Origin of the sequence: Halobaculum limi (genome assembly GCF_029490015.1) — an archaeon.
Lineage (GTDB): Archaea > Halobacteriota > Halobacteria > Halobacteriales > Haloferacaceae > Halobaculum > Halobaculum limi.
The window spans coordinates 126,953-149,883 of record NZ_CP120468.1 but is presented as its reverse complement, the minus strand read 5'-3'; the positions used below and the strand labels follow the sequence as shown (position 1 = coordinate 149,883).

General features: G+C 65.5%; 14 protein-coding genes and 3 pseudogenes. 12 read left to right on the top strand and 5 right to left on the bottom strand.

The features are described from left to right. Positions 1-110 precede the first annotated feature (110 nt). From P0D77_RS00690 to P0D77_RS00680, 3 genes are all read left to right on the top strand, one after another. Positions 111-1,622, top strand: a complete 1,512-nt coding sequence (locus tag P0D77_RS00690; protein ID WP_277554198.1) for a M20/M25/M40 family metallo-hydrolase — start codon at positions 111-113, stop codon at positions 1,620-1,622. A 65-nt stretch (positions 1,623-1,687) separates the two neighbouring features. Beyond that, positions 1,688-3,598 carry an alpha/beta hydrolase family protein gene (locus P0D77_RS00685; protein WP_277554197.1) on the top strand — a complete coding sequence of 637 codons (1,911 nt, stop codon included), beginning with the start codon at positions 1,688-1,690 and terminating at the stop codon, positions 3,596-3,598. A 117-nt stretch (positions 3,599-3,715) separates the two neighbouring features. Beyond that, complete coding sequence (locus P0D77_RS00680) at positions 3,716-4,822, top strand: bactofilin family protein (RefSeq protein WP_277554196.1); 1,107 nt, start codon at positions 3,716-3,718, stop codon at positions 4,820-4,822. A gap of 23 nt (positions 4,823-4,845) precedes the next feature. Here the strand turns inward: P0D77_RS00680 and P0D77_RS00675 are convergent, their stop codons facing one another. Continuing rightward, positions 4,846-5,604 carry a class I SAM-dependent methyltransferase gene (locus P0D77_RS00675; protein WP_277554195.1) on the bottom strand — a complete coding sequence of 253 codons (759 nt, stop codon included), beginning with the start codon at positions 5,602-5,604 and terminating at the stop codon, positions 4,846-4,848. Positions 5,605-5,701: 97 nt separating this feature from the next. Then, positions 5,702-6,445, bottom strand: a complete 744-nt coding sequence (locus tag P0D77_RS00670) for a creatininase family protein (RefSeq protein WP_277554194.1) — start codon at positions 6,443-6,445, stop codon at positions 5,702-5,704. Positions 6,446-6,550: 105 nt separating this feature from the next. On the opposite strand from P0D77_RS00670, the gene P0D77_RS00665 reads away from it, so the two are divergent. The 5 genes and pseudogenes from P0D77_RS00665 to P0D77_RS00655 all read left to right on the top strand — a co-directional run bounded on the left by P0D77_RS00665 (position 6,551) and on the right by P0D77_RS00655 (position 13,089). Beyond that, positions 6,551-8,011 (top strand): serine hydrolase domain-containing protein, encoded by a 1,461-nt coding sequence (locus tag P0D77_RS00665; RefSeq protein ID WP_277554193.1) that lies wholly within the window; start codon positions 6,551-6,553, stop codon positions 8,009-8,011. 71 nt (positions 8,012-8,082) lie between these two features. Continuing rightward, a pseudogene (locus P0D77_RS17675) lies at positions 8,083-9,669 on the top strand (DNA topoisomerase I); the annotation flags it as partial. Positions 9,670-9,891: 222 nt separating this feature from the next. Beyond that, positions 9,892-10,986: pseudogene (locus tag P0D77_RS17670) on the top strand (helix-turn-helix domain-containing protein); the annotation flags it as partial. A gap of 234 nt (positions 10,987-11,220) precedes the next feature. Continuing rightward, positions 11,221-12,222 (top strand): annotated as a pseudogene (locus tag P0D77_RS17665) (topoisomerase DNA-binding C4 zinc finger domain-containing protein); the annotation flags it as partial. 75 nt (positions 12,223-12,297) lie between these two features. Continuing rightward, positions 12,298-13,089 (top strand): DUF7847 domain-containing protein, encoded by a 792-nt coding sequence (locus P0D77_RS00655; RefSeq protein WP_277554191.1) that lies wholly within the window; start codon positions 12,298-12,300, stop codon positions 13,087-13,089. A gap of 16 nt (positions 13,090-13,105) precedes the next feature. Here P0D77_RS00655 and P0D77_RS00650 read toward each other — a convergent pair whose 3' ends face one another. Beyond that, complete coding sequence (locus tag P0D77_RS00650; RefSeq protein WP_349770080.1) at positions 13,106-17,302, bottom strand: Eco57I restriction-modification methylase domain-containing protein; 4,197 nt, start codon at positions 17,300-17,302, stop codon at positions 13,106-13,108. A 95-nt stretch (positions 17,303-17,397) separates the two neighbouring features. Between P0D77_RS00650 and P0D77_RS00645 the strand changes: the two genes are divergently transcribed. Continuing rightward, the gene (locus P0D77_RS00645; protein ID WP_277554189.1) at positions 17,398-18,120 is read left to right on the top strand and encodes a phosphoglycerol geranylgeranyltransferase; all 723 of its coding nucleotides are present in this window, start codon (positions 17,398-17,400) and stop codon (positions 18,118-18,120) included. A gap of 83 nt (positions 18,121-18,203) precedes the next feature. On the opposite strand, the gene P0D77_RS00640 is transcribed toward P0D77_RS00645, so the two are convergent. Next, on the bottom strand, positions 18,204-19,454 hold the full coding sequence (locus P0D77_RS00640; protein WP_277554188.1) for an ATP-binding protein: 1,251 nt from the start codon (positions 19,452-19,454) through the stop codon (positions 18,204-18,206). A 138-nt stretch (positions 19,455-19,592) separates the two neighbouring features. Between P0D77_RS00640 and aspS the strand changes: the two genes are divergently transcribed. Beyond that, complete coding sequence (gene aspS, locus P0D77_RS00635; RefSeq protein ID WP_277554187.1) at positions 19,593-20,897, top strand: aspartate--tRNA(Asn) ligase; 1,305 nt, start codon at positions 19,593-19,595, stop codon at positions 20,895-20,897. Between the two features lie 110 nt (positions 20,898-21,007). Further along, the gene (locus P0D77_RS00630) at positions 21,008-21,352 is read left to right on the top strand and encodes a hypothetical protein (protein ID WP_277554185.1); all 345 of its coding nucleotides are present in this window, start codon (positions 21,008-21,010) and stop codon (positions 21,350-21,352) included. Position 21,353: 1 nt separating this feature from the next. Here P0D77_RS00630 and P0D77_RS00625 read toward each other — a convergent pair whose 3' ends face one another. Then, on the bottom strand, positions 21,354-21,944 hold the full coding sequence (locus P0D77_RS00625; protein WP_277554183.1) for a cupin domain-containing protein: 591 nt from the start codon (positions 21,942-21,944) through the stop codon (positions 21,354-21,356). Between the two features lie 115 nt (positions 21,945-22,059). Between P0D77_RS00625 and P0D77_RS00620 the strand changes: the two genes are divergently transcribed. After that, positions 22,060-22,929 carry a pantoate kinase gene (locus P0D77_RS00620; protein ID WP_277554182.1) on the top strand — a complete coding sequence of 290 codons (870 nt, stop codon included), beginning with the start codon at positions 22,060-22,062 and terminating at the stop codon, positions 22,927-22,929. Positions 22,930-22,931: the final 2 nt, after the last annotated feature.

Here is a 22,931-nt window from a genome sequence, read left to right as displayed (position 1 = left end):
TTAACCTTGGCATCAAAATCGACCTGTCGTTGCTAACACTCCCCCCGTGACTTCCGGCACGCCGCGCCGCCGGGCAAACACCGAAGCCCCCTGCACACGCGGTGTCGCCTATGACCGACACGTCGCCGCTGGCCAGCGCCGCCGACCCAACCGTCGACGACCACCTCGACGACTACCGCGAGTCGCTGTTCGACCTCCTGCGCCTGCGTACCATCAGTGCGACCGGCGAGGGGATGGACGGCGGTGCCGACGCCGTCTGCGACCTCCTCACCTCGCACGGCTTCGACGCCCGCCGCATCGAGACGGATCGCTACCCGCTGGTGTACGGCGAACGGGTCGCAGACGACCCCGACGCGCCGACGGTGCTGTTCTACGGCCACTACGACGTGCAACCGGCCGAACATCCCGAGCAGTGGGACTCACCACCGTTCGAGCCGACGGTGCGCGACGGGAGCATCTACTGCCGCGGCGCGGGCGACAACAAGGGGCAGTTCACCGCGCACGCGTTCGCCGTCGACGCCCTCGACCGGGCCGACGCGATGCCTGATGTCACGGTGAAACTGCTCGTCGAGGGTGGTGAAGAGAGCGGGAGTCTGGGCTTGAAAGCGTACCTCGATGGGGAGTGCGAGGACGAGCGAGGCGAATCCTCGGAACCGCGAGCAGGGAGCGACGCGACCCGCGAGCGAGCGGACCCCGCTACCGAGTCGGACGCCCCTGCCGCCGCTATCCGCGACGCCGACCTGGTGTACGTCGCCGACGGGCCACAGCACCGCTCGGGCCGCCCGACGCTCATCTATGGCAACCGCGGCATCCTCACGTTCCAACTCGACTTGACGACGGCGAACACCGACCTCCACTCGGGCAACTTCGGTGGTCCCGTTCCCAACGCGGCGACCGAACTCACAGAGGTGGTCGCCTCCCTCACCGGGCGTCACCCCGACTCCGACTCCGGCCGTGGCTACCCCTCCGGCGGCGACTGTGTCGCCGTCGACGGCTTCTACGACGACGTCGCCGTGACAGACGCCGACCGAGCGCTGGTCGATGCGCTCCCGGACGACGCCGACGAGGTGAAGACGGACCTCGACCTCACGCACTTCACGACCGACCGCGGCTACTACGAGCGCCTGTTGTTGGAGCCGACGATAACCGTGAACGGCCTCGACGCCGGATACCAGGGCGAGGGGAGCAAGACCGTCATTCCCCACACGGCGACGGCGAAACTCGACTCCCGACTCGTTCCGGGACAGGACCCGGACCGGGCGTTCGAGCGCATCCGCGACCACGTCGCGAGCGTCCACCCGGACGTGGAGGTGAGCAAGGGGACGGGGTTCCCACCGATGAAGACGCCCGTCGACTCACCCGCGAGCGACCCAGTTCTCGCGGCGCTGTCGGCGGTGTGGGACGCTGACCCGGTGGAACTGCCCGTCCTCGGCGGGTCGCTTCCGGCGGCGTTCTTCCGCCGCGTCGACTCCCTCGCGGACGTGCCCGTGTTGGTCGTCCCGTACGCGAACCCCGACCAAGGGAACCACTCGCCGAACGAACACCTCGATCTGAACTGCTTCGAGAACGGGATTCGGACGACTGCGGCGTTCTTAGAGCGGTTCGCGGACGCCGAGGTGTGACCGCCGCCCGAACGCATCTCGCCGCCTGCCCAACCCTTTAGCCGCGGGCCGCCGCCCCTGTGCGTATGCCTGACGCCGACGCGACCGGCCACCCGGTCGCCCGCTTCCTCGCCATCGACCACGCCGACACGCCGACGCTGACGCCCGAGGGTCGACTCTGCTTTCTCGCGGACACCTCGGGGACGCCGCAGGTGTGGACCGTCGACGAGGCGGGCGGGTGGCCCGACCGCCTCACGCCTCACGAGGAACGCGTCTCTGCGCTCGCGGCCTCGCCCGCCGACGAGTCGTTCGTCTACGCGATGGACGCCGGGAGCGACGAACGCGACCAACTGTACCACTACGACCTCGCCACAGGCGTCGAACGGGCGCTCACTACCGACCCCGAGTCCAAGCACTCGTGGGGCGCGTGGGGACCCGACGGCGACCGCATCGCCTACACCGCCAACCGCGAGGCCGACGCCCGCTTCGACGTGTACGTCCAGGACGTCGGGGGCGTCGCCGCCGACGGCACCGTCACATCCGCTGGCGATCCCGAACGCGTGTACGAAGGCCCCGGCGGGTGGTTGAACGTCGCCGCCGTCGGCCCCGAGGGTCGGCGACTCGTGCTCACGAAAGCCCACTCCAGTTACGACGAGGACCTCACGCTCCTCGACGTGGAGACGGGCGAGACGACCCACCTCTCGGACGACGAGGAGGCGACGTACGCACACGTCCACTTCGACGGCGCGGGCGGCCTCCTCTGTGTGACCAACTGCGGCAGCGACACCGCCTACGTGGGGCGCGTCTCACTCGACACCGGCGCGGTCACGCCCGTTGCGGGGTACGACGAGGCGACCGGCGACCCCGGAAGCGACGCGTGGGACGTCGACGGCCTCGCGTTCGACCGCGACAGCGGGCGCTTCGCGTACACGGTCAACGAGGGCGGCTACTCGTCGCTGCACGCGGGGACGCTCACGGTCGCAGAGGGGGACACCGACGCGGCGGACGCGGCGGACGTGGCCGCAGCGGCCGTGTTCGACCCCGTCGAGACGCCCGCCGTCAACGGCGTCGTCTCGGGGCTGACGTTCGGCCCGGACGCCGAGCGACTCGCGTTCACCCACACGTCGCCGACGACACCGTACGGCGTTCGCTCGGTCGCATTCGGCGACGACGAGGTGGCCGACTGGACGCCGGTCGGTCGCAACGGCCTCCCCGAGTCGGCGTTTCACGCGCCCGAAACGGTCCACTACGAGACGTTCGATGGCCGGGAGATTCCGGCGTACTGGACGCTCCCGCCGGGCGCGAGCGCGGACGACCCGGTGCCCGCCATCGTCGACATCCACGGCGGTCCCGAACACCAGCGTCGCCCGTGGTTCTACCCGACGAAGCAGTTTTTCCTGAATCAGGGGTACGCGGTGTTGGAACCGAACGTCCGCGGGTCGTCGGGGTACGGCACGGCGTACTCCCACCTCGACGACGTCGAAAAGCGGATGGACACCGTCGACGACGTCGCAGCGGGTGTCGAATGGCTCGGCGGCGTCCCCGAAGTCGACGACGACCGCATCGTCGCGTACGGCCGCTCGTACGGCGGCTTCATGGTCCTCGCAGCCATCACGGAGTACCCCGAGTTGTGGGCCGCCGCCGTCGACTTCGTCGGCATCGCGGACTTCACCACCTTCTTGGAGAACACCGGCGAGTGGCGCCGCAGCCACCGCGAGGCCGAGTACGGCAGTCTGGACGAGGACTACGAGTTCCTGAAATCCATCTCGCCGTTGACGCACATCGACGAGGTTCGGTGTCCGCTGTTCGTCCAACACGGCGCGAACGACCCGCGCGTGCCGGTGGGCGAGGCCGAACAGGTCGTCGAGGCGGTCCGCGAGCAGGGTGTGCCCGTCGAGAAACTGATCTTCGACGACGAGGGCCACCACACGACGAGTCGTGAGAACCTGATCGAGGAGTTCGAAGCCATCGCGGCGTTCCTCGCAGAGCACGTCTGAGACGCCGACGGAACGCCCGCACGCTGTGGGTCGGAGCCGGATGGCTACCAGTGGTCTATCCCGTGTTCACCCCTGTGAGTCGTGTTTATCATCCAACACGACGTTAGTGTGATCGGTATGACTACCGTAGCCGTACGGCTAGTCGCGGTGGTGTTCGCGCTCTTGTTGGTCGCGAGCGTGCCCGTCGCGGCGGCCGAATCCAGAGCGGGTGGCACCGTCGTGATCGCAGAAGGCGAGACCGTCGCCGACGACCTCGAGGCTGCCGGTGGAACGATCATCGTTCGCGGGACCGTCGACGGCGACTTGCAGGCCGCCGCCGGAACCGTCGTCATCGCGCCCACGGGCGTCGTCACCGGAGATCTGACGGGTGTCGCGGGCGCGGTGACTGTCGAAGGTCGTGTCGAAGGTGCGACCCAGTTCGCCGCCGGGTCGTTCACTCTCCGTGAGAGTGGCGTCCTCGTCGGCGACGCAGAGATCGGCGCCGGTGCGGTGTTGATCGACGGACAGGTGGACGGCACGCTCAGCGTCGAGGCCGACACGCTCCAGGTTGGCTCCGCCGCCGCCATCGGCGGCGACCTCCTGTACGACACCGAGGAGTTCACGAACGAGGGTGCGAGCGTCGCGGGCGACGTACGCGCGACCGACCTCGACTTCGGCGGCTTCGACGCCGCGGAGATATCCTTGTTCACCCTCCCTTCGTGGGTGAGCGTCGTCTACACCGTGCTCGTCCACCTCGCACTCGGGTCGATCCTGTTGGCGGTCGTCCCCCGGTTCGTCTCGGAAGTCGGTGACCTCGGTCTCGGACGGACCGCGTACAGCGGCGGAATCGGCCTCGGGACGCTCCTGGTCGGGCCAGTCCTTCTGGTGCTGCTCGCAGTGACGATCATCGGTATCCCGCTCGCGTTCTTGGGTGCGATCACCTACGGCGTCCTCCTGTGGGTCGGCCTCGTCCTCGGGGCGTACGTCCTCGGGACGTGGGGCCTGCGGGCGGTCGACCGCGGCGACGTCGCGTACGCCCGCTGGTACGCGCTCGCGCTCGGCGTCCTCCTCGTCGGTGTCTCTCGGTTCATCCCCGGCGGCGGCCTGTTCCGCCTCGCGCTGACGGTGATCGGTGCCGGCGCGGTGTTGCTCGCGCTGTACGCTCGGCGGACGGGCGAGGGTGACGAGGGCGCGATGGAGTCGGAGATGGGGTCCAGCGGCGACAGCGGCGACCCCACAGCCTGAACCGCCCGTCGCTCCGTCGCGACTCACTCGGCCGCTTCGAGCGTCCACAGTTGCACGTCCTGCGTCTCTGCCAGGTCTTCACCGTCGAAGCCGCCCGCGAGCGACGCCGACGCGAACGGTGACTCCGCGACGACGACCTCCAGGAGTCGCTTCGGGAACATCGCCAGTTGCATCCGGTCTCCGATGAGCGTCTCGCCGTCGGGTGCGAGCAGTTCCGTCTCGACGGTGTACAGTTGCTCGACGTGGTCTGCGACGGTCGACCGGATGCGGACCGTGTACTCGCTGCCCTCGTACTCGACGCTGCGCTCTTGCCACTCGTCGTACGTCTCGCAGATTACGTCGAAGCGCGGAACGAACACGTCGAAGACGAACTGGCCGCCCGGCGCGAGAGCGTCGTGGACGCCGGCGAGTGTCGCCTGCAGGCCCGCCAGCGTCGTCGCGTGGTGGAGCGCATTGAACGGGCAGATCACGAGGTCGTACTCGCGGTCGGTGTCGAGTACGGTCATATCGCCGACGCGGACCGACGGGTCGAGGCCCTCGGCGGCGGCCTTCTCGCGTAGGCGGTCGAGCGACGCTGGGTCCACGTCGATGCCGTCGGCGTCGACGCCCGCCCGCAAGAGTGGGAGGTGGATACGGCCCGTGCCGCAGGCGAGTTCGAGCACGGGACCGTCGGCGGCGCGGGCGCAGTCGACGTAGAAGGGCACGTCGCCGCGGTCCACGTCGCTGTATTGGAGGTCGTACAGTTCCGCTGGCGATGGGTGTGGAGCGTCCGTGTCGGTCATATCGGCTGGTCGCGAACGGGGATAATAACCCTCGGGTCGGTGTGAGAGCCGAGCGCACCCGACCACCGACTCGTCGACCGCGCCGACCGTGGACGGCTCACCAGCCGTTCTCGATGTCGCTCGTCAGCGCCTCCAGAATCCGGTCGGTTGTGTCGGCGACGACCGTCTGCATAAACTCCGGGTCGGAGTTCGTCGGGTCGCCCATCCCGCCGAGTTCGGTCACGTCAGAGAAGTAGGTCCACGAGCGCGTCTCCGGCAGATCCTTCGCCTCCTGTGGCTCCTTCTTCTCGCTTTTCACGAGGTCCTCGCGCACGAGTTCGACGAAACTCGTCTCGTGGTCGCCGGCGTGGCCCCACCCCTCACCGAAGTGCTCCTGTAACTGCTCGCGCCCGAAGTCCGTCCAGTGGACGAAGTGGGCGGCCACGTCGTGGTCGCGGTTCAGGCGGTCTGTCGCGAGCGACAGCGCCTCCTTGTTCCCGCCGTGGCAGTTGAGAAAGAGGACGCGTTCGGCCCCGTGTTCGGCCAGTGACGCCCCGATATCGATGAGCGCCGACTTGTACGTGTCCTGCGACAGCGTCACCGTCCCCGGGAACGGCATGTGGTGCTCGCTGTACCCGTACGGGAGCGTCGGCGCACGAAGTAAGTCGAGGCCGTGGTCTGGCGCCGTCTCCACCAACTCCGCCGAGAGGTGGTCCGCGCGAAGCGAATCGGTCGACAGCGGGAGGTGGACGGAGTGTTGTTCGGTGCTGCCGGTCGGGACGACGACGGCGTCGGCGGTCAAGAGTGCGTCACCGGCGTCCTCCCACGTCATCGTCGACAGGTCGTGTTCGGTCTCGGGCATAGGGCCCTCGGGGGTCGCATCCGGCATACCCCTTCGGGAAGCGGCACGCGAGGCGCGAACGACGGCCGGGGGCGGCTTGAAGTCGCCCGCCCGCGAGTGACGGGTATGACCGACGACGCCCGCGCCGCGACGGCCAGCCTCCTCCGCCGGACGATGCGACGTGACCGTCTCCCCGGCGTCAGCGTCGCCGTCGTCGACCGCGACGGGATTCGCTACGCCGACGGATTCGGGTCGCGCGATTTGGCCGGGAATCGTCCGGCGACGCCAGAGACGCTGTACGGCATTGGGTCGGTGACGAAGTCCGTCACGGCGCTCGCACTCGCACAACTCCAAGAGGCGGGGATGGTCGCGTTCGACGACCCCGTTCGCGACTACCTCGACGTCGACCTGGGTGACGACTCAGACGATCCGATTCGGCTTCATCACCTCCTGTCGCACTCGTCGGGCCTGCCGTCGCTCGGCACCAGCGAGGCGCTCATCGGGCGGCGACTCCGCCGCGACACGGACACGCTCCCGCTGGCGAGTACGGCGGACTTCCGGGCGCACATCGAAGACGCGGTTGGCGGTGGTGACCGCGGAGAGAGCGCGGTTGGCGGTGGTGACCGCGATGGTGGTGTGGTCGGCGGCGACGCCGCGGCACGCCGCGAGGTCGTCGGGTCGCCCGGCGAGCGGTTCGCCTACGCCAACGCGGGATACGTCCTCCTCGGCGACGTCGTCGAAGCGGTGACGGGTCGCCCCTACGACCGCTACGTGGCCGAACACGTCCTCGACCCGCTTGGGATGGAGCGCACCACCTTCGACGATATGGAGTTCTCGATGGACGATGACCACGCGACCGTCTACCTCCAGGAAGACGGTGACCTCGTCGCGGCGTCGTTGCCCACCCGGGAGTTGTCGCGGCCCGCGGGCGGCCTGCTCGCGTCCGTCTCCGACCTCGCGCGGTACGTCAGGCTGTTCCTCGACGGCGGTACGGTCGACGGCAGAACGGTCGTCTCGGGCGAGGCCGTCGACACGCTCACCGAGGGCCGTATCGACACGCCGAGCGGCCCGTACGGCTACGGATGGCGGACGCGCGAGTGTTGCGGCTACGATCTAGTCGGGCACAGCGGCTCTATCGCCGTCTCCTCGGCGTACGTCGGCTTCGCCCCCGAGACGGGCCTCGGCGTCGTCGTCGCCGCCAACGCGTCGCCGGGGTATCCGCTCGTCCGCCTCGGCGAGGGCGTGTTCGCGTGTGCGGTCGGTGCGGACCCGCAGGGGGCGGTCCCTTTCTTCGAGCGCCGCCGGCGATTCGACCGCCTCACGGGCGAGTACACCGCGTATCGGGGCGTGAAGCGCGGGTACGTCGCCCGCGACGGGGGAACGCTCCGCCTCGAACTCGCGGGACCACTGGGCGGCGAGTCGCTCCCGCTCACGGAGTCGGAGACGGACCCGTACACCTTCCACACGCCGAACGACGCCGGGGAGTCCGTGCCCGTCGAGTTCCGAGTCCAGGACCACGAGGTCAACCTCCTGTACGACCGCTGGCATCTCCACAAGGTGGCTGACGAAGTCGTCGCGCCCGAGTAGGGCGGTTCCCGCCCCGTCACGTCCTCCCACGAAAGGTTTACCCGGGGTTTCGGCATACTCTCCGGCAACTGATGGAACTGATCGTCACCGAGAAAGACAACGCCGCACGACGACTCTCGGAGATTCTCTCGGGGGAGAACTTCGACACGGAGCGTCGCGCCGGCGTCAACGTCTACTGCTGGGGCGGAACCCGGTGTATCGGACTGTCGGGTCACGTCGTCGCGGTCGACTTCCCGCCGGAGTACGACGACTGGCGCGACGTAGAGCCAGTGGAACTCATCGACGCACCCGTCCGCAAGCGACCCACACAGGAGGGCATCGTCCGGGCGCTTCGACTCCTCTCGCGGGAGGCGGATCGGGTCGTCATCGCGACCGACTATGACCGTGAGGGAGAGTTGATCGGCAAGGAGGCGTACGAACTCATTCGCGAGGTGAACGAGGACGTGCCCGTCGACCGGGTTCGGTTCTCCTCGATCACCCAGCGTGAGGTGACCGAGGCCTTCGAGAACCGCGATCAGATCGACTTCGACCTGGCCGCCGCGGGCGAGGCCCGGCAGATCATCGACCTCATCTGGGGGGCGTCGCTGACGCGGTTCCTCTCGCTGTCCGCGCGGCAGTTGGGCGACGACTTCATCTCCGTCGGTCGGGTGCAGGGGCCGACGCTCAAACTGATCGTCGACCGCGAGCGCGAAATCGAGGCGTTCGACCCCGAGGACTACTGGGAACTGTTCGCCGACCTCCTGAAGGCGGACGCCGACGCCGACGCGTTCGAGGCGCAGTACTTCTACGAGGACGACGACGGCACCGAGGCCGAACGCGTCTGGGACGAGGCGACCGCCGAGGCCGTCTACGACCGCCTGAAGGTGGCAGAGACGGCGACCGTCTCCTCCGTACGTCGTCGCCGCCGGACGGACGAACCGCCCGCGCCGTTCAACACGACGCAGTTCATCCGCGCGGCCTCCTCTATCGGCTACTCTGCCCAGCGTGCGATGAGTATGGCCGAGGACCTGTACACCGCCGGCTACATCACCTACCCGCGCACGGACAACACGGTCTACCCCGAGGACTTGGACGAGCGAGAACTCCTCGACGACCTCTCGATGGGCCGTGAGTTCGGCGACGACGCCGAATCGCTCCTCGAACTGGACGACATCACGCCTACCGAGGGCGACGAGGAGACGACCGACCACCCGCCGATTCACCCGACGGGCGAACTCCCGGCGGCCTCGGAGTTGTCGGACGACGAGTGGGACGTGTACGAACTCGTCGTCCGGCGCTTCCTCGCGACGTGTGCGCCCGACGCCGAGTGGGAGCACCTCCGCGTCGTCAGCGAGGTGGACGAGGGTGAGGACGCCGTCGGCGTCAACGACGGCCCCCTCTCGCTGAAGGCGAACGGGAAGCGCCTCCTCGATGAGGGCTACCACGCGGTGTACCCGTACCTCTCGACCAACGAGAGCTTCGTCCCCGACGTGACCGAAGGCGAGGCGCTGACCATCACGGACACCGAGTTCGAGGCGAAGCAGACCCAACCGCCGCGGCGGTACGGCCAGTCGCGCCTCATCGAGAAAATGGAAGACCTCGGTATCGGGACGAAGTGCCTTACCGGTGACACGCCTGTGCTCGCACGGACGGAGAACGGGGATATCGAACGCCGCCCAGTCGCTGATCTCTTCGAGGAAGAGCAGGTCGTGCTTGCGGACGGAGCAACCGATATCGGAACGACAGCCGGCGGACCACAGACGATATCCTTTGCAGAGGGAGAGGAGAAAACGAGTGAATTCGCCAGCGAGCTGGTCAGCAGACGCCCGTTGGAGTCGACCGAACGGATAGTGGAGGTCACCTCGGATTCGGGGGCCCTCTCTGTCACCGACGACCACCCAATGTACGTCCGCTCCGGCGACTCATATGAGGTCATACCAGCGGCCAGAGTCTCTCCCGGCGACGAACTGTTGACAGCTCGGGCGCCGCCGTCGAATCACCCAACGACCACCGGCGCACCCACCGCCGTCTCGTGGGAGGAATTTGTCGATGATGCCACCGATTCGACGAAGCTTTTCGGAGTTGATTGTGGTACGTCAGTTGAACAGACCCGCGCCGATACTGGTGAAACACAACGTGAGCTTGCGACCCGTCTCGGCACTGATCAGAGGCGGATCTCCTCGATAGAGACCGGGCGCCGAGGAGCACCCGTGTGGTTGCTCGCTGAACTCGGGATCCGACCCGATACACTCCGAGGACTGAACAATGACATCGAGTTCGAGAACCCGTTCCCGATACGATGGACGCCAACGCTCGCCAGTGTAATCGGGAACCTGCTCGGCGACGGATCGATTCACGTCGATGAATCCGAAAACGCCGTCGACGTTCGCTACCACAATACGGATCTCCGGCTGATCGAGACGTTCATCTCAGACATCGAGACGCTGTTCGGTATTCGACCTCCGATTCGGCAGCATCCCGGCCGAGAGGAACACCACAAAGAGAAGTACCATGTCGACATTCCGTCAAGCGTCGGTCGTGTGCTCCACTATGTGCTTCAGTCCGTAACGAGTGACGGTTGCCCCGAAGTACCGGCGAAGTGTGCCCCCGCGTTCATCGGAGCGATGTTCGATGACGAGGGGCACGTTTCGCGCGAGCGCAAGGCGTTCATCTCGAACATCGACCACGACCTGCTTGCTGGCATCGGGGAGATGCTCAGCGAATTCGGGATCGACTCGAAAATCGATACGAATCAACACAAGCTCCACATTCGGGGACGGAAGAACCTCGAACGGTTCGTCGATATCGTACCGATCACGAGCGACGAGAAATTCTACCGCGCACTCGACGGGCTTCGAGCGTACGACGTAGTTCAGCACAAAGCACGTCTGCTCGAATGTGCCCGCGAAGAGGCTCGCACCTCGGACGAACTCGCTGCCAAGCTTGGCCTCAGTCGCGGGCGGGTGAACGATATTCTCCGCGAGCTCCGTGAAGACGAGTACATCCGAACGGAGGTTGAAGGGAGCAACAGGAGCCCAGACCGCAATCGGGTGATTCGCTACGCGGCATCCGGATTTACGGACTCGATATACGCAACGGTTCTCGGATATCCCTCATACACAACTGTCCGTGCGGTTGACGAGCGGGAGTACGATGGAGCTGTGTATGACCTGTCAGTCTCGAACGAGGCGCCCAACTTCGCCGTTACGGGTGGCGTGATCGTTCACAACTCGACCCGTCACGACGTCATCCAGAAACTGTACGACCGCGGCTACATCGAGAGCGACCCGCCCCGCCCGACGGGGCTGGCGAAGGCCGTCGTTGAGGCCAGCGAGGAGTTCGCAGACCACATCGTCAGCGACGCGATGACTGCCCAACTGGAGGCAGATATGCAGGCCATCGCCAGCGGCGAGAAGGAGTTCGACGAGGTGGCCGACGAGTCCCGAGAGATGCTCGAACGCGTGTTCGAGGAACTCGCGGAGTCGCGCGAGGAGGTCGGCGACCACCTTCAGAAGTCGCTGAAGGCCGACAAGCAACTCGGGCCGTGTCCCGAGTGCGGCGACACGCTCCTCGTCCGGAAGTCGCGGGCCGGGTCGTACTTCGTCGGCTGTGACGGCTACCCCGACTGTGAGTACACCCTGCCGCTCCCGTCGACGGGCAAGCCGCTCATCCTCGACGAGACGTGCGAGGAGCACGAACTGAACCACGTCAAGATGCTCGCCGGGCGCAAGACGTTCGTCCACGGCTGTCCGCAGTGCCAGGCCGACGAGGCCGACGAGGAGGAAGACGAGGTCATCGGCGTCTGCCCCGACTGTGGCGAGGAACACGGCGGGGAACTCGCGATCAAACGGCTCCGCTCGGGGTCGCGACTCGTCGGGTGTACCCGCTACCCCGACTGCGACTACTCGCTGCCGCTCCCGCGGCGCGGTGAGATCGAAGTGACCGACGAGCAGTGCGAGGAACACGACCTCCCGCACTTAGTCGTCCACTCGGGCGACGAACCGTGGGAACTCGGCTGTCCCATCTGCAACTACCGCGAGTACCAGTCTCGCCAGGCCGGCTCGGAGTTGGAGACCATCGAGGGTATCGGCGAGAAGACGGCGAAGAAACTGAAGGACGCGGGCGTCGACGACGTGGCCTCGCTCAAGGAGATGGAACCCGACGCACTCGCGGAGAAGATGGACGGCGTCGGCCCGGACACGATCCGGGGCTGGCAGGCGAAGGCGGACTGATCGCCGACGGCCGGGGCCGTAGTCCTCGCTCCGACCAGTCAGTACCTTTATCGCTTGCTGACGACCTGTTCGCGTATGGCCCTCCTGTCAGCCCTCCGACGGACGCCCTCGGCGCTCGTCCGCAATCCCGTCGTCCTCGTCCCGGTCCTCGTGCTCTCGGCGTTGCAGACGCCGCAACTGCTGTTACAGTCTCGTGCGCCGTTGCTCGCCAGCGCCATCTCGCTCGTGTTGTCGTTGCTGTACCTCGTCGCAGTCCCGTTCGTGCACGCGGGACTCGTCGGGATGGCCGACGAGGCACTCGACGGCCACACGTCGCTGGCGACGTTCGTCGGCGAGGGGGTGGCGAACTTCGTCCAGGTGTTTCTGGTGTACCTCGCGGTCGTCGCGGTGAACCTCCTGTTCGGTCTCATCACCATCTTCGGCGTCTTCGTCGCCGTCGTCAGCCTCTACCCCGGCGGCGGAACGCCCAGTACTCCCGTCCTCGCTGGACTGGCGATCCTCGGTGGTGGATTCCTCCTCGCGTACGTCCTGCTCGCGTTCTTCGTCCAGTTCTACGCGCAGGCTATCGTGATCGACGACTGCGACGCCGTCGAGTCGATCCGTCGTAGCGCCTCGCTCGTCTCCTCGAACCTCGTGAGCGTCGTCGGCTACTCGCTGGTGGTCGCGGTGCTGGCGGGCGGGTTCGGTCTCGTCGGGGCCGCCGCGTCGCTGCTGTCACAGCCAAACGGTCCGGCGATGTCGGTCGTCAGTGGGCTTCCGACCGTGCCTCCCGTCGCCATCGCGGTCGTCATCGTCGTCGGCGGGACGCTGTTCGGCGGGTTTCTCGGCGTGTTCTCGGTGTCGTACTATCGGGAGTTGGCGGGCTAATCTGAGCCGATCGCTCCTACTCCCTGACCGCCTCCTCGACGATCTCGATCTCCTCGTCGCTGAGGCCGTACAGTTCGTACACGATCTCGTCGATCAGATCGTCGGTCCGTTCGATCTGCTCCTCCAGTTCCTCCGCTCGCTCCTTCGTCTCGATGTAACTCTCCAGGCCGTCGCGCACGTCGCCGACGGCGGGCAGCGTCAGCGCACGCAGGCGGTCGACCAGCGAGTTGGTCTTGGTCGCCGTCTCGCGGAAGCCCGCGAAGCCGCCCGCCTCGTCGACGGCGACGGGGACGAAGTGCTCGATGAGGTCGGCTTCCGTCTCGGTCAGGTCGGTGATCCGAAGCGCCGGTAGTGGATCCGTCTCGGTGTATCCCCACCGGTCCGTCTCGTGGGCATCCTCGTCGTCGGGTTTGTAGCGTGCGGTGAGACGAATTTCGACAGTAGTGGTTGATTCACGTGCCACCTCCGCGTGGCCAACTCTAAGGTTCGGCTTCTGCTCGGTCGTCTCCTGTAGGACCGAGTCAGCAGCGTTCTGTGGGGGTTGAGGCAGCCCGATGTCGGACAAGGTATCACCATCGGAGAAAGTACCAAGATGGTCAAGCAAAGACAAATTGAGGGAGTCTTGACTTTGAACAATATCTGATCTGACTGGATATAGATTTTCCAAGGCGGCAACCAACGAATATTTGCTTTCAGAGGCTTTTGAAAGGGAACCTTCGAGCTTTTGATCACCAGCTGCAGTTGACAGTACATCATCAGAGAGGATGCTGCTTTCTACGGCTTCGGTATTGGGGAAGGGGAGCTTGTTTATATTTTGAGGTTTGACCTCAGCGAACACACGACCTCTTTCTTGTGTAATGCTATCGTAAAACTCTCTTAGTAGAGTTGAATTTAGAATGCAAGCTACAGCACCCAATCCAACTTGTTGGGTGGCATTTTCTTTGTATGCCAGACACAATAGACTGTGTATATTGAAATAATGCTCAGTATCTAAAGCACATTTGAGAGTATCTCCAGTTTGACGCAAGAGTACTTTGTCTTGCTCGAATAGTTCTGGGTTTCGTGGCCGGTGAAGCGAGTACCAAGGACGGATGCCCTTACTGACTTCACTATTTGATTCCAGTTCCTCACGGTACTGTTCAAGGTATTCTAGTATATTTTTTATATTTTTTTTGTTTGTGTTTCTATTAATGTACAACACATACTGTTCTCTTCCGCCTATCAAATAGGGCTTCAAGTCGGACCCAAAGATAGTTGGTTTGACGTATTCGGACTCTAAATTATGCTTCGACACGTCAGGGGAAGTAACGGTGAAAATATCATCACCACCAGTCTGTACGCCCTGATTCACATCGAATTTCTTACCGAATTGGGTGTTATGCTTTAGAGTATCTAGCCGAAGTTTGCTTACTTCTGCTTTGTATGTTGGAATAGTGTGGCCCTCATCAGATAGTACATTTGATCTGGGGTATAGCAGAAATTTCAATTTGTCACTGTCAGGAATTTCTGATTGCTGCCGTAAATTTGATATTTGAATCGATTCGCCCAGATTATTGCGATCAGCGATTATAATCGCTGCAGGTGCAACTACTCCTTTGAATACTCCTTCTCCGAGGTCAATTACTTTTGTTAGTCCATTACTGGTCAGTTCATACCTGAGCTTACTGTATTCACTTTGGAAAAGAGATGCATTCGGAACAATCATCCCAAATGTACTTGATTGTTTGGCCAATTTCTGAGATAAATAAGAAAAGTATGCAAAGCTGTCCGGCAATCTCTTGACGACTTTCGAGTATCTGGTTTTCAGATAATCTTTACCACTAATCGGTTGACCCCAGGGAGGGTTGCCAACGACTGCGTCGAACCCGTCATCTCCAAGCTTCTCACCGTCTCGATCAAAGAATACCTCGGGGTACTCCAGTTCCCAATGGAAGAAGTCCTCCTCCTTCGCCATTGTCTGTGCTGACCGGAACCAGTCGTTCTCACGCACCTCACTCCACTCCGCCTCGCTCTCGATAGCGCCGGCCATCTCCTCGTAGACGCCTTCGGGCACGTCGAGGCCGAACCGCTCGGCGGTGTGGACATTCGCCAACTCGAACAGGCGACTGTACAGTGGGTCGTCGCGAATCTCGGCGTACAACTCCTCCATCGACTTGATGTCTGCGTAGTCGTCGTTGTCGATGGCCAGCAGGTCGCCCATCAACTCCATCACGTGCTCCAGCGTGCGCTGGCGGGCGTGTGCTACCGCCTCGAATAGCGTCATCTGACCGTCCGCAGACTCCTCCTCGTCCTCTGAGAGCACTTCGCTGATATCCGACCCGACCAGCGAGTTGCCCGCCTTGAGGTGGTGGTCGAGGAACGCGAGCGGTTTCTCCTCCGCGAGCGTCTCCAGCCACATCGACAGTTTGGCGAGTTCGACCGCCATATCGTTGATGTCGACGCCGTAGATGCACTCCCGCGAGACGCGCCGTCGGATGTCCTGTTCGTCGAGGACACCCGCCGTCGACTCCACCTCACGGGCGCGTTCCATCACGCGCTCTGCGAGGTAGCCTGTCGCCTTCGTGAGGAAGTGCCCCGAGCCCATTGCCGGGTCGAGGACAGTCAGGTCGAGCACCTCGTCGGCGAAGCGGAACACGTACTCCTGCGTCCCCGCCTCGATGCCCCGGTCCGCGAGGTCCGCGTCTATCTCCTCGATGAGGGGGTCGACCGTCTCCTCGACGATGTACGTCACCACGTAGTCGGGCGTGTAGTACGCGCCCGTGGCCTTCCGCTCGCCGTCGTCGTTGACGACGTACAGTTCCCCCGCCTCGACCGTCTCGACGGCGTCGGCGACGCTAACCTCCGTCGCGGGCTTCCACACCTGCCCGCCGTCCTCGCTGACGGCTGCGTACTCCTCGGGTGCGATGCGGAACTCGTGTTCGAGCAGTCCCTCGTAGATGGTCCCGAGGTGGCGCGTGTCGAGGTCGGCGTAGTCCGCGAGGACGAACCCCTCGCCGTTGTCGGCCTGCGTCGTCCCGAGACGGTACACTACCTCCGCGAGGTAGCGGTCCGACACCTCGTGGTCGGCGAGGAAAGCGTGCTCGTCGCGGTCGAACAGCCCACCGTTGTACGGCGGGATGCCCAGTGACTCCTCGCCGGAGTCGACGAGGCGAAACAGGTCCTCCAGTCGACTCCACATCGACGTGGAGTAGGTGCTGTACTCGTCGAACGTCTGTCCCGAGTTTACCTCCTCGTGTATCTCTCGTCGGAGTTCGTCGAGGCTGAAGTGCTCGTCGTACTCCGCGCGTCGCGCCGGGTCGTCGGGGCTGATCAAGCCGCGTGACTCGGCGTACAGGACGAACATCAGCCGATACAGGAGGACCAGCGAGTGCTCTTTCAGTTCCTCCTCGGTTACGGCGGCATCGTCGTCGCCGATGTCGAGGTCGTTCGACTCGACGAAGCCCTCGCCGAGCACCCGGAGTGCGGTGAAGACGTTGTCCTGCAGGTCCTCGCCCAACTCCTGTGCGGCGGTCTCCGACTCGTTCCAGACCGTGTCGAGGAACGACGTGCCCGACACCTCGCGGAACGCCGCCGACCGGAAGAACACGTAGAAATATTTGAACGCCTCCACGCTCCCGGATTCGAGCAGTTCGGGCAGGTCGACCTCGTAGTACGTCTGCGTCTCGTAGTCTTTGATCCCGTACAGTCGCCACTTGCGCCCGTTCGTGAGCACACCCCACCGAAGCGAATCGGGCGTCCGTTCGAGGTAGTACTTCACTTGGTGGGAGGCGTCGCGGTACTGTCGCTGTTCGCTGAACGTCTTCTCGAACGAAGCACCCCACCGCTTCGCCTCCAGCAACGCCGACGCCTTCCCGAACGTCCCCGAGACCATCCCGTCTTGCTGCATCATCATCGCGTCGCGGCGGTCCTCCGGGGAGTCGAACAGGACGCGGTCGATGTAGCCGTTCGTCTCCGGGAGCGATGTCTCCTGAATCGTATCGAACCCAAGTACGTCGAGCACCTCGTCGATCCACGACCCGAGTAGCGTGTCCTCGTTGTACCCGTCGACCAACTCGCGCTCACCCTCCCAGAGGGCTTGTAGCTCCTCGAACGCGGCCTGTGCGTCCTCGTCGCAGTCCCACGCATCGAGGTCGTCGACTCGTTCGTCGAGATAGTAGCCCGAGAAGAGGTTGGAGTTGCGGTAGGGCGCGGACCCAAGCGTCGCCTGACTCATCTGATACCTAATCGAGGGCCGCTCACGAACTATCAAACCTCGGGTGTCGCGCATCCGCGCCCTTTTTAGCCTTCCTCACACCACCAACAGCCAATATGAGTGCGCCCTGGGCGGAGTGGGACCACATCCTGAAGATCGACCCGGACAAAGACCTGCACGCAGACGAGACGTTCGCGGACGCCTGCAAGACCGGCACGGACGCTATCGAAATCGGTGGCACGCTCGACGTGACCTCCGAGAAGGCCACGCGCGTCATCGAGGCGTGCAAGGAACACGATGTGCCGCTGTACCAAGAGCCGTCGAACCCGGGCGTCGTCGTCGACGACGAGGCGCTGGACGGCTACCTCATCCCGACGGTGTTCAACGCGGGCGAGCCGTTTTGGATCACCGGCGCGCACAAAGAGTGGGTCCGTATCGCCGACGACCTCGACTGGGAGCGCACCCACACCGAGGCGTACATCGTCCTCAACCCCGAGGCCTCTGCGGCGCAGTTGACCAGCGCCGACTGCGACCTCACGCCCGACGAGGTGGGCGCGTACGCCCGCGTCGCCGAGCGGATGTTCGGCCAGGACATCGTCTACGTGGAGTACTCCGGGACGCTCGGCGACCGCGAGACGGTGAAGGCCGCCCACGACGCCCTCGACGAGTCGACGCTGTTCTACGGCGGTGGCATCCACGACTACGACGACGCCCACGCGATGGGACAGGTTGCCGACGCCGTCGTCGTCGGCGACCTTCTCCACGACGAGGGCGCAGACGCCGTTCGCGAGACGGTCGAAGGCGTCAAAGACGCCCACTCCGAACTGGCCGACGCGTAACACACCCTCCCGCCCGCTGCGGTCCGTTCTCCGCTCTGCCACTCAGCCGTTCGCCACCGTGAGCGTCACCGCTCGACTGCTCGTCACTCGTCGTCTGCACTCGCGTCCTCGTCGACGCGCGGGAACCGAAGCGTGACGACGCTCCCGTCGCCGTCACGCGAGGTCACGTCGGTCTCGCCGCCGACGGCGTCGACGATCCAGTGGACGACCCACAGCCCCATCCCGGAACTGTGTTCGAGTGCCTCCTCGCCACCTTCTTCCAGCACGGTCCGCTCGCGGTCGGGGAAGCCCGGCCCGTCGTCGGTGACGACGACTTCGACCACCTCGCCGGCCGCGGTGGGGCCGTCGCCTCCGACCACGCGAACCGCGTCGCCCTCCTCGGCGTCACGAACCTGCACGACGACGTCGACGGTCGGGTCGGCGTGGTCGGCGTGTTCGACGGCGTTCTCGACAACGTTGTGGATTGCCGACTCCAGCAGGTCGTGGTCGGGGACCCACGCGGTGCGGTCGGCGGCGTCGACGCGAAGCGAGACGGTCGCCTCCGGGTAGTCGCGGTCGATAGCGCCGACGACGCGTCTGACGACCCGCGCCATATCGGTCGCCCCCGTGTGCGTGTCCTCGCCCATCACCGCGTCTTCCGCCAGCGCCGCGTGGTCGCTCAGTCGCTCGATCCGTTCGGCACGGTTCTGGATGCCGTCGAGGTACTCGTGGATCGACGGGTCGCTCTCGCGTCTCGCGAGGTCGATGTAGCCGGCGATAACCGTGAGGTCGTTGCGCACGTCGTGTCGCAACACCCGATTGAGGACGGTTAACACCTCGACGAAGCGTTCATTGCGAGCGTTCGCCGCCTCCGCCTCGGCCGTCCGCATCCGCACGCGCACGTCGCCGATGCCGACGGCCGCGCCGAAGACGACGCCGCCGCAGGCCCACCACCCCGCCGCGGTCGCGGAGACGCCCGTGAGCGACCCGACGGCGGCCATATACGCCTGATTGATCACGCCGCCGACGACGAACGGGATGACGCCGACCACGAGCCACCCGGTCAGTCGCGTGTGGTGGCGACGCGGCGGGTCGACTCGCGCGACCCACGCGAGGACGACCCCGTACGCCCAGACCGCCGCCAGCGGACCGACGAGACCGAGCACGAGCGATCCCGCGGTGCGATCGGCCTCGGTGAACGCGAATCCCGCGGTCAACACGACGAGCGCGGCGGTGAACGCACCCCCCACCGCGAGCGCGGGCGACCGCCACGGCGGCACCGCTGGCTCCGTCGACTCCGGCATCCCCTCAGCGGCCGCGTCGGTCGGGCCCCCCGAACCTCCCGAAGACGTCACTGACGCCCGATTCGTGTCGTGGCGTATAAACGTACGCTCCGAGCGCCGACGCCCCGTCGGCTTCTCCGTGGTACGGATTCGGGAGGGACGAGAACGGGGATCGACCGAGTTTAAAGTCTCGCGGCGGAATCGGCAGGTATGCACGGCCGAACCTACACGGCGGACGCGACTCCCGGTGAGACGGTCACCGTCGCCGGCTGGGTCCACGAGACCCGCGACCTCGGCGGTATCGCCTTCCTCATCCTCCGCGACAAGTCCGGCAAGATCCAGGTCAAACTGGAGAAAGACGAGATGGACGAGGAGATGGTCGAGACCGGACTCGACGCCCACCGCGAGTCCGTCCTCAAAGTCGAGGGCGACGTGAAAGAGGAGCCTCGTGCGCCCACCGGCGTCGAGGTCGTCCCGACCGACATCGAAGTCATCGCGCCCGCAGACCCGGAACTCCCGCTCGACCCCTCCGGGAAAGTCGACGCTGAACTCCCGACCCGCCTCGACAACCGCACGCTGGACCTCCGCAAGTCGGAGGTGCAGGCGGTGTTCGAGATTCGCGCGAAGGTGCTGGAGACGGTTCGCGAGACGTTCCGCCAGCAGGACGCCACCGAGATCAACACGCCGAAGATCGTCGCCACCGGCACCGAGGGCGGCACGGAACTGTTCCCGATCTCCTACTTCGGCGAGGAGGCGTTCATGAACCAGAGCCCGCAACTGTTCAAGCAGCTGATGGCCGGTTCCAACCTCGAACGCGTCTTCGAGATCGGCCCGATCTTCCGCGCCGAGGAGCACAACACGCCGCGACACCTCAACGAGGCCCACTCTATCGACTTCGAGGGCGCGTTCTGCGACCACACCGAGGCGATGGACGTCGCCGAGGCCGTCACGAAGGCTGCCTACGAGGCGGTGCAAGACGAGTGCGCCGACGAACTCGAAGAACTCGGCCTCGCCGACGACTTCGCGGTGCCCGAGGGCGACTTCCCGCGCCTGAGCTACCAGGAGGCGCTCGACCGCATCAACGCGACGGGCGAACTCGACGACCACCTCGTGTGGGGCGACGACCTCTCGACGGAGGCCGAACACGTCCTCGGACAGGAGGTCGGCGAGCACTACTTCATCACCGACTGGCCCTCGGAGGTCAAGCCGTTCTACATCAAAGACCACGACGACGACGACGAGAAGTCCACGGGCTTCGACATGATGCACCCGCGGATGGAACTCGTCTCGGGCGGCCAGCGTGAACACCGTCACGACCACCTCATCGCCGGGTTCGAGCAGCAGGGACTCGACCCCGAGGAGTTCGAGTACTACACCAAGATGTTCAAGTACGGGATGCCGCCCCACGCCGGGTGGGGGATGGGCGCAGAGCGCCTCATTATGACGATGCTCGACTTAGACAACATCCGCGAAGCTGTCCTCTTCCCGCGCGACCGCCAGCGTCTGTCGCCGTAGACGACCTGGAATCGGTCGATTTTCGTCTGTTATCTCCGAACGACGCCGGACACACTTCCGTGGTTCTTGGCACCGATACACATAGATTCTTTACTCGCGTAGCCACCGTAATGAGTCCCAGCGCGTACTACGACGAGGAGGCCGTGGGCGACCTCCGCGCGGTACTCGACCGAACGACGGAGAACTGGCCGGGCGTCGCCCACACGACGATGTTCGGGTGTCCCTCCTACACCGCCGACGGCACGCTGTTCGCCGTTCTCTCGACGCAGGGCGTCGCACTCACGCGCCTGCCCGACGACGACCGTGACCGTCTCGCCAGCGAACACGCCGTCGAAGCGTTCAGGGCAGGCCCGCGAACCGTCGACGCGTGGGCCGTCCTCCCGCCGGAGGCAGCGGCGGCGTGTGACCTCGAACGCTACCTCCGCGCGAGTTACGAGACCGCACGCGGCGAGTGAGTTATCGGATCCGCTCGTTCTCGCCGTCGTCGCCGCGTCGCCACCGCGCTACCTCGTTCCCGCAGTCGACACACTGCGTGATCAACTGCGACTCGTCGTCGGGTGCACGCTCGATTGTCACCGACACCTCCTTGCCACACGCCGGGCAGTCGTCGCGCTTCAGTTGTTCGCCGTAGGCTAACGGCGCGCCGAGTGCGAGTGCAGTCACGCGCTCGGCTTCGGCGTCGTCGTCGCCGCCGCCGTCCGTTTCCGAGGGAGGCCGGTTCCACCCGCGCTGAAACTGCCCCGGCGGGATGCGGATTGCCTCCATCGGTCCCACCTCGACCTCGCGGCGCTCCTCGGGGTCGCCGGCGTCGCTGAAGTCCGCGTTCTCCGGTTCGGGGCCGACCACCCACGTCGCGGTTCCCGAGAGGACGACGAACACCTCCTCTTGCACCTCGTGGTTGTGGTACGCGAACGCGAACGAGTCACCGGGGTCGAGTTCGTAGTAGTTGATTGCCAGATCCGTACAGCCCAGGGGGTCGGTGAGGTGGCGCATCACCGCCGCCGGTTGCAGCGAGTTGTCGAGGTCGTCGACGACGACGTGGTCCATACCGGGGAAGTCGCGTGGCGGGGCAAAAGCCCGCGGGTAGCAGTCCGGTGGCTGACACGTCGCCGCGCCGCTGGAGAACCGAAACCCATACTCGGTCCCCGCCGGTTCGGCGTGTATGGACGAGGCGACCGCGTTCGCACCGGGACACATCACCGCCTTCTTCGCGCCGTACCCTGACTCCGACCCCGTCCGTGCGGGGTCTCGCGGCGCCGGTCTCGCACTCTCCGACGGCGTCGAGGTGACGGTCCGCTCGATGGCCGACGGCGACACAGAGCGGGATGCGGCCGCCACGGGAACCGCCGACCTTCGCCTGGACGGCACGCCCGCCGAGATGGAGCCAGTCGGCCGAGTGCTCTCCTCGCTCGGCGTCACGGCCGAGGTCGAGGTGACCAGCGACGTCCCCGTCGGTGCGGGCTTCGGCGTCTCCGGCGGGGCGGCGCTGGCGACGGCGCTCGCGGCCAACGCCGTCTTCGACCTGGAGCGCTCGGAGAACGACCTGGTGCGAACCGCCCACGCCGCAGAGGCCGCCGCCGGGACGGGACTGGGCGACGTCGTCGGACAGTTCCGCGGCGGCCTCCCGGTTCGACTGGAGCCGGGACCGCCGGGGTACGGCCGGATGGACGGCGTCCCTGCCCGCCCGCGCGTCGAGTACGTCTCCTTCGGCGAACTGTCGACCGAACGCGTCCTCGGCGGCGACCTCGACCCGGTTCGCGAGGCGGGTGAGGCGGCACTGACGCGGTTGATGCGCGGGCCCGACGAACTCGAACTGCTCGCGGCCGGCCGGGAGTTCGCGAGCGAGGCGGGCCTGCTCGTGCCCGAGGTGGCGGAGGCGGTCGAGGCGGTCGAAGCCGAGGGCGGCCTCGCCTCGATGGCGATGCTCGGGCGGACGGTGTTCGCGCTCGGCACGGGCCTGTCGGACGCCGGGTATGACGCGCAGGCGTGTTCGATCCACCCGACGGGTGCGACGCTCCGAGTTGACGAGTAGCC

Coding starts and splice junctions, on each gene's coding strand:
- P0D77_RS00690 (WP_277554198.1), top strand. CDS start 111: ATGACCGACACGTCGCCGCTGGCCAGCGCCGCCGACCCAACCGTCGAC.
- P0D77_RS00645 (WP_277554189.1), top strand. CDS start 17,398: ATGAGTGCGCCCTGGGCGGAGTGGGACCACATCCTGAAGATCGACCCG.
- P0D77_RS00685 (WP_277554197.1), top strand. CDS start 1,688: ATGCCTGACGCCGACGCGACCGGCCACCCGGTCGCCCGCTTCCTCGCC.
- P0D77_RS00625 (WP_277554183.1), bottom strand. CDS start 21,944: ATGGACCACGTCGTCGTCGACGACCTCGACAACTCGCTGCAACCGGCG.
- P0D77_RS00650 (WP_349770080.1), bottom strand. CDS start 17,302: ATGAGTCAGGCGACGCTTGGGTCCGCGCCCTACCGCAACTCCAACCTC.
- P0D77_RS00670 (WP_277554194.1), bottom strand. CDS start 6,445: ATGCCCGAGACCGAACACGACCTGTCGACGATGACGTGGGAGGACGCC.
- P0D77_RS00630 (WP_277554185.1), top strand. CDS start 21,008: ATGAGTCCCAGCGCGTACTACGACGAGGAGGCCGTGGGCGACCTCCGC.
- P0D77_RS00680 (WP_277554196.1), top strand. CDS start 3,716: ATGACTACCGTAGCCGTACGGCTAGTCGCGGTGGTGTTCGCGCTCTTG.
- P0D77_RS00655 (WP_277554191.1), top strand. CDS start 12,298: ATGGCCCTCCTGTCAGCCCTCCGACGGACGCCCTCGGCGCTCGTCCGC.
- P0D77_RS00620 (WP_277554182.1), top strand. CDS start 22,060: ATGGACGAGGCGACCGCGTTCGCACCGGGACACATCACCGCCTTCTTC.
- P0D77_RS00665 (WP_277554193.1), top strand. CDS start 6,551: ATGACCGACGACGCCCGCGCCGCGACGGCCAGCCTCCTCCGCCGGACG.
- aspS (WP_277554187.1), top strand. CDS start 19,593: ATGCACGGCCGAACCTACACGGCGGACGCGACTCCCGGTGAGACGGTC.
- P0D77_RS00675 (WP_277554195.1), bottom strand. CDS start 5,604: ATGACCGACACGGACGCTCCACACCCATCGCCAGCGGAACTGTACGAC.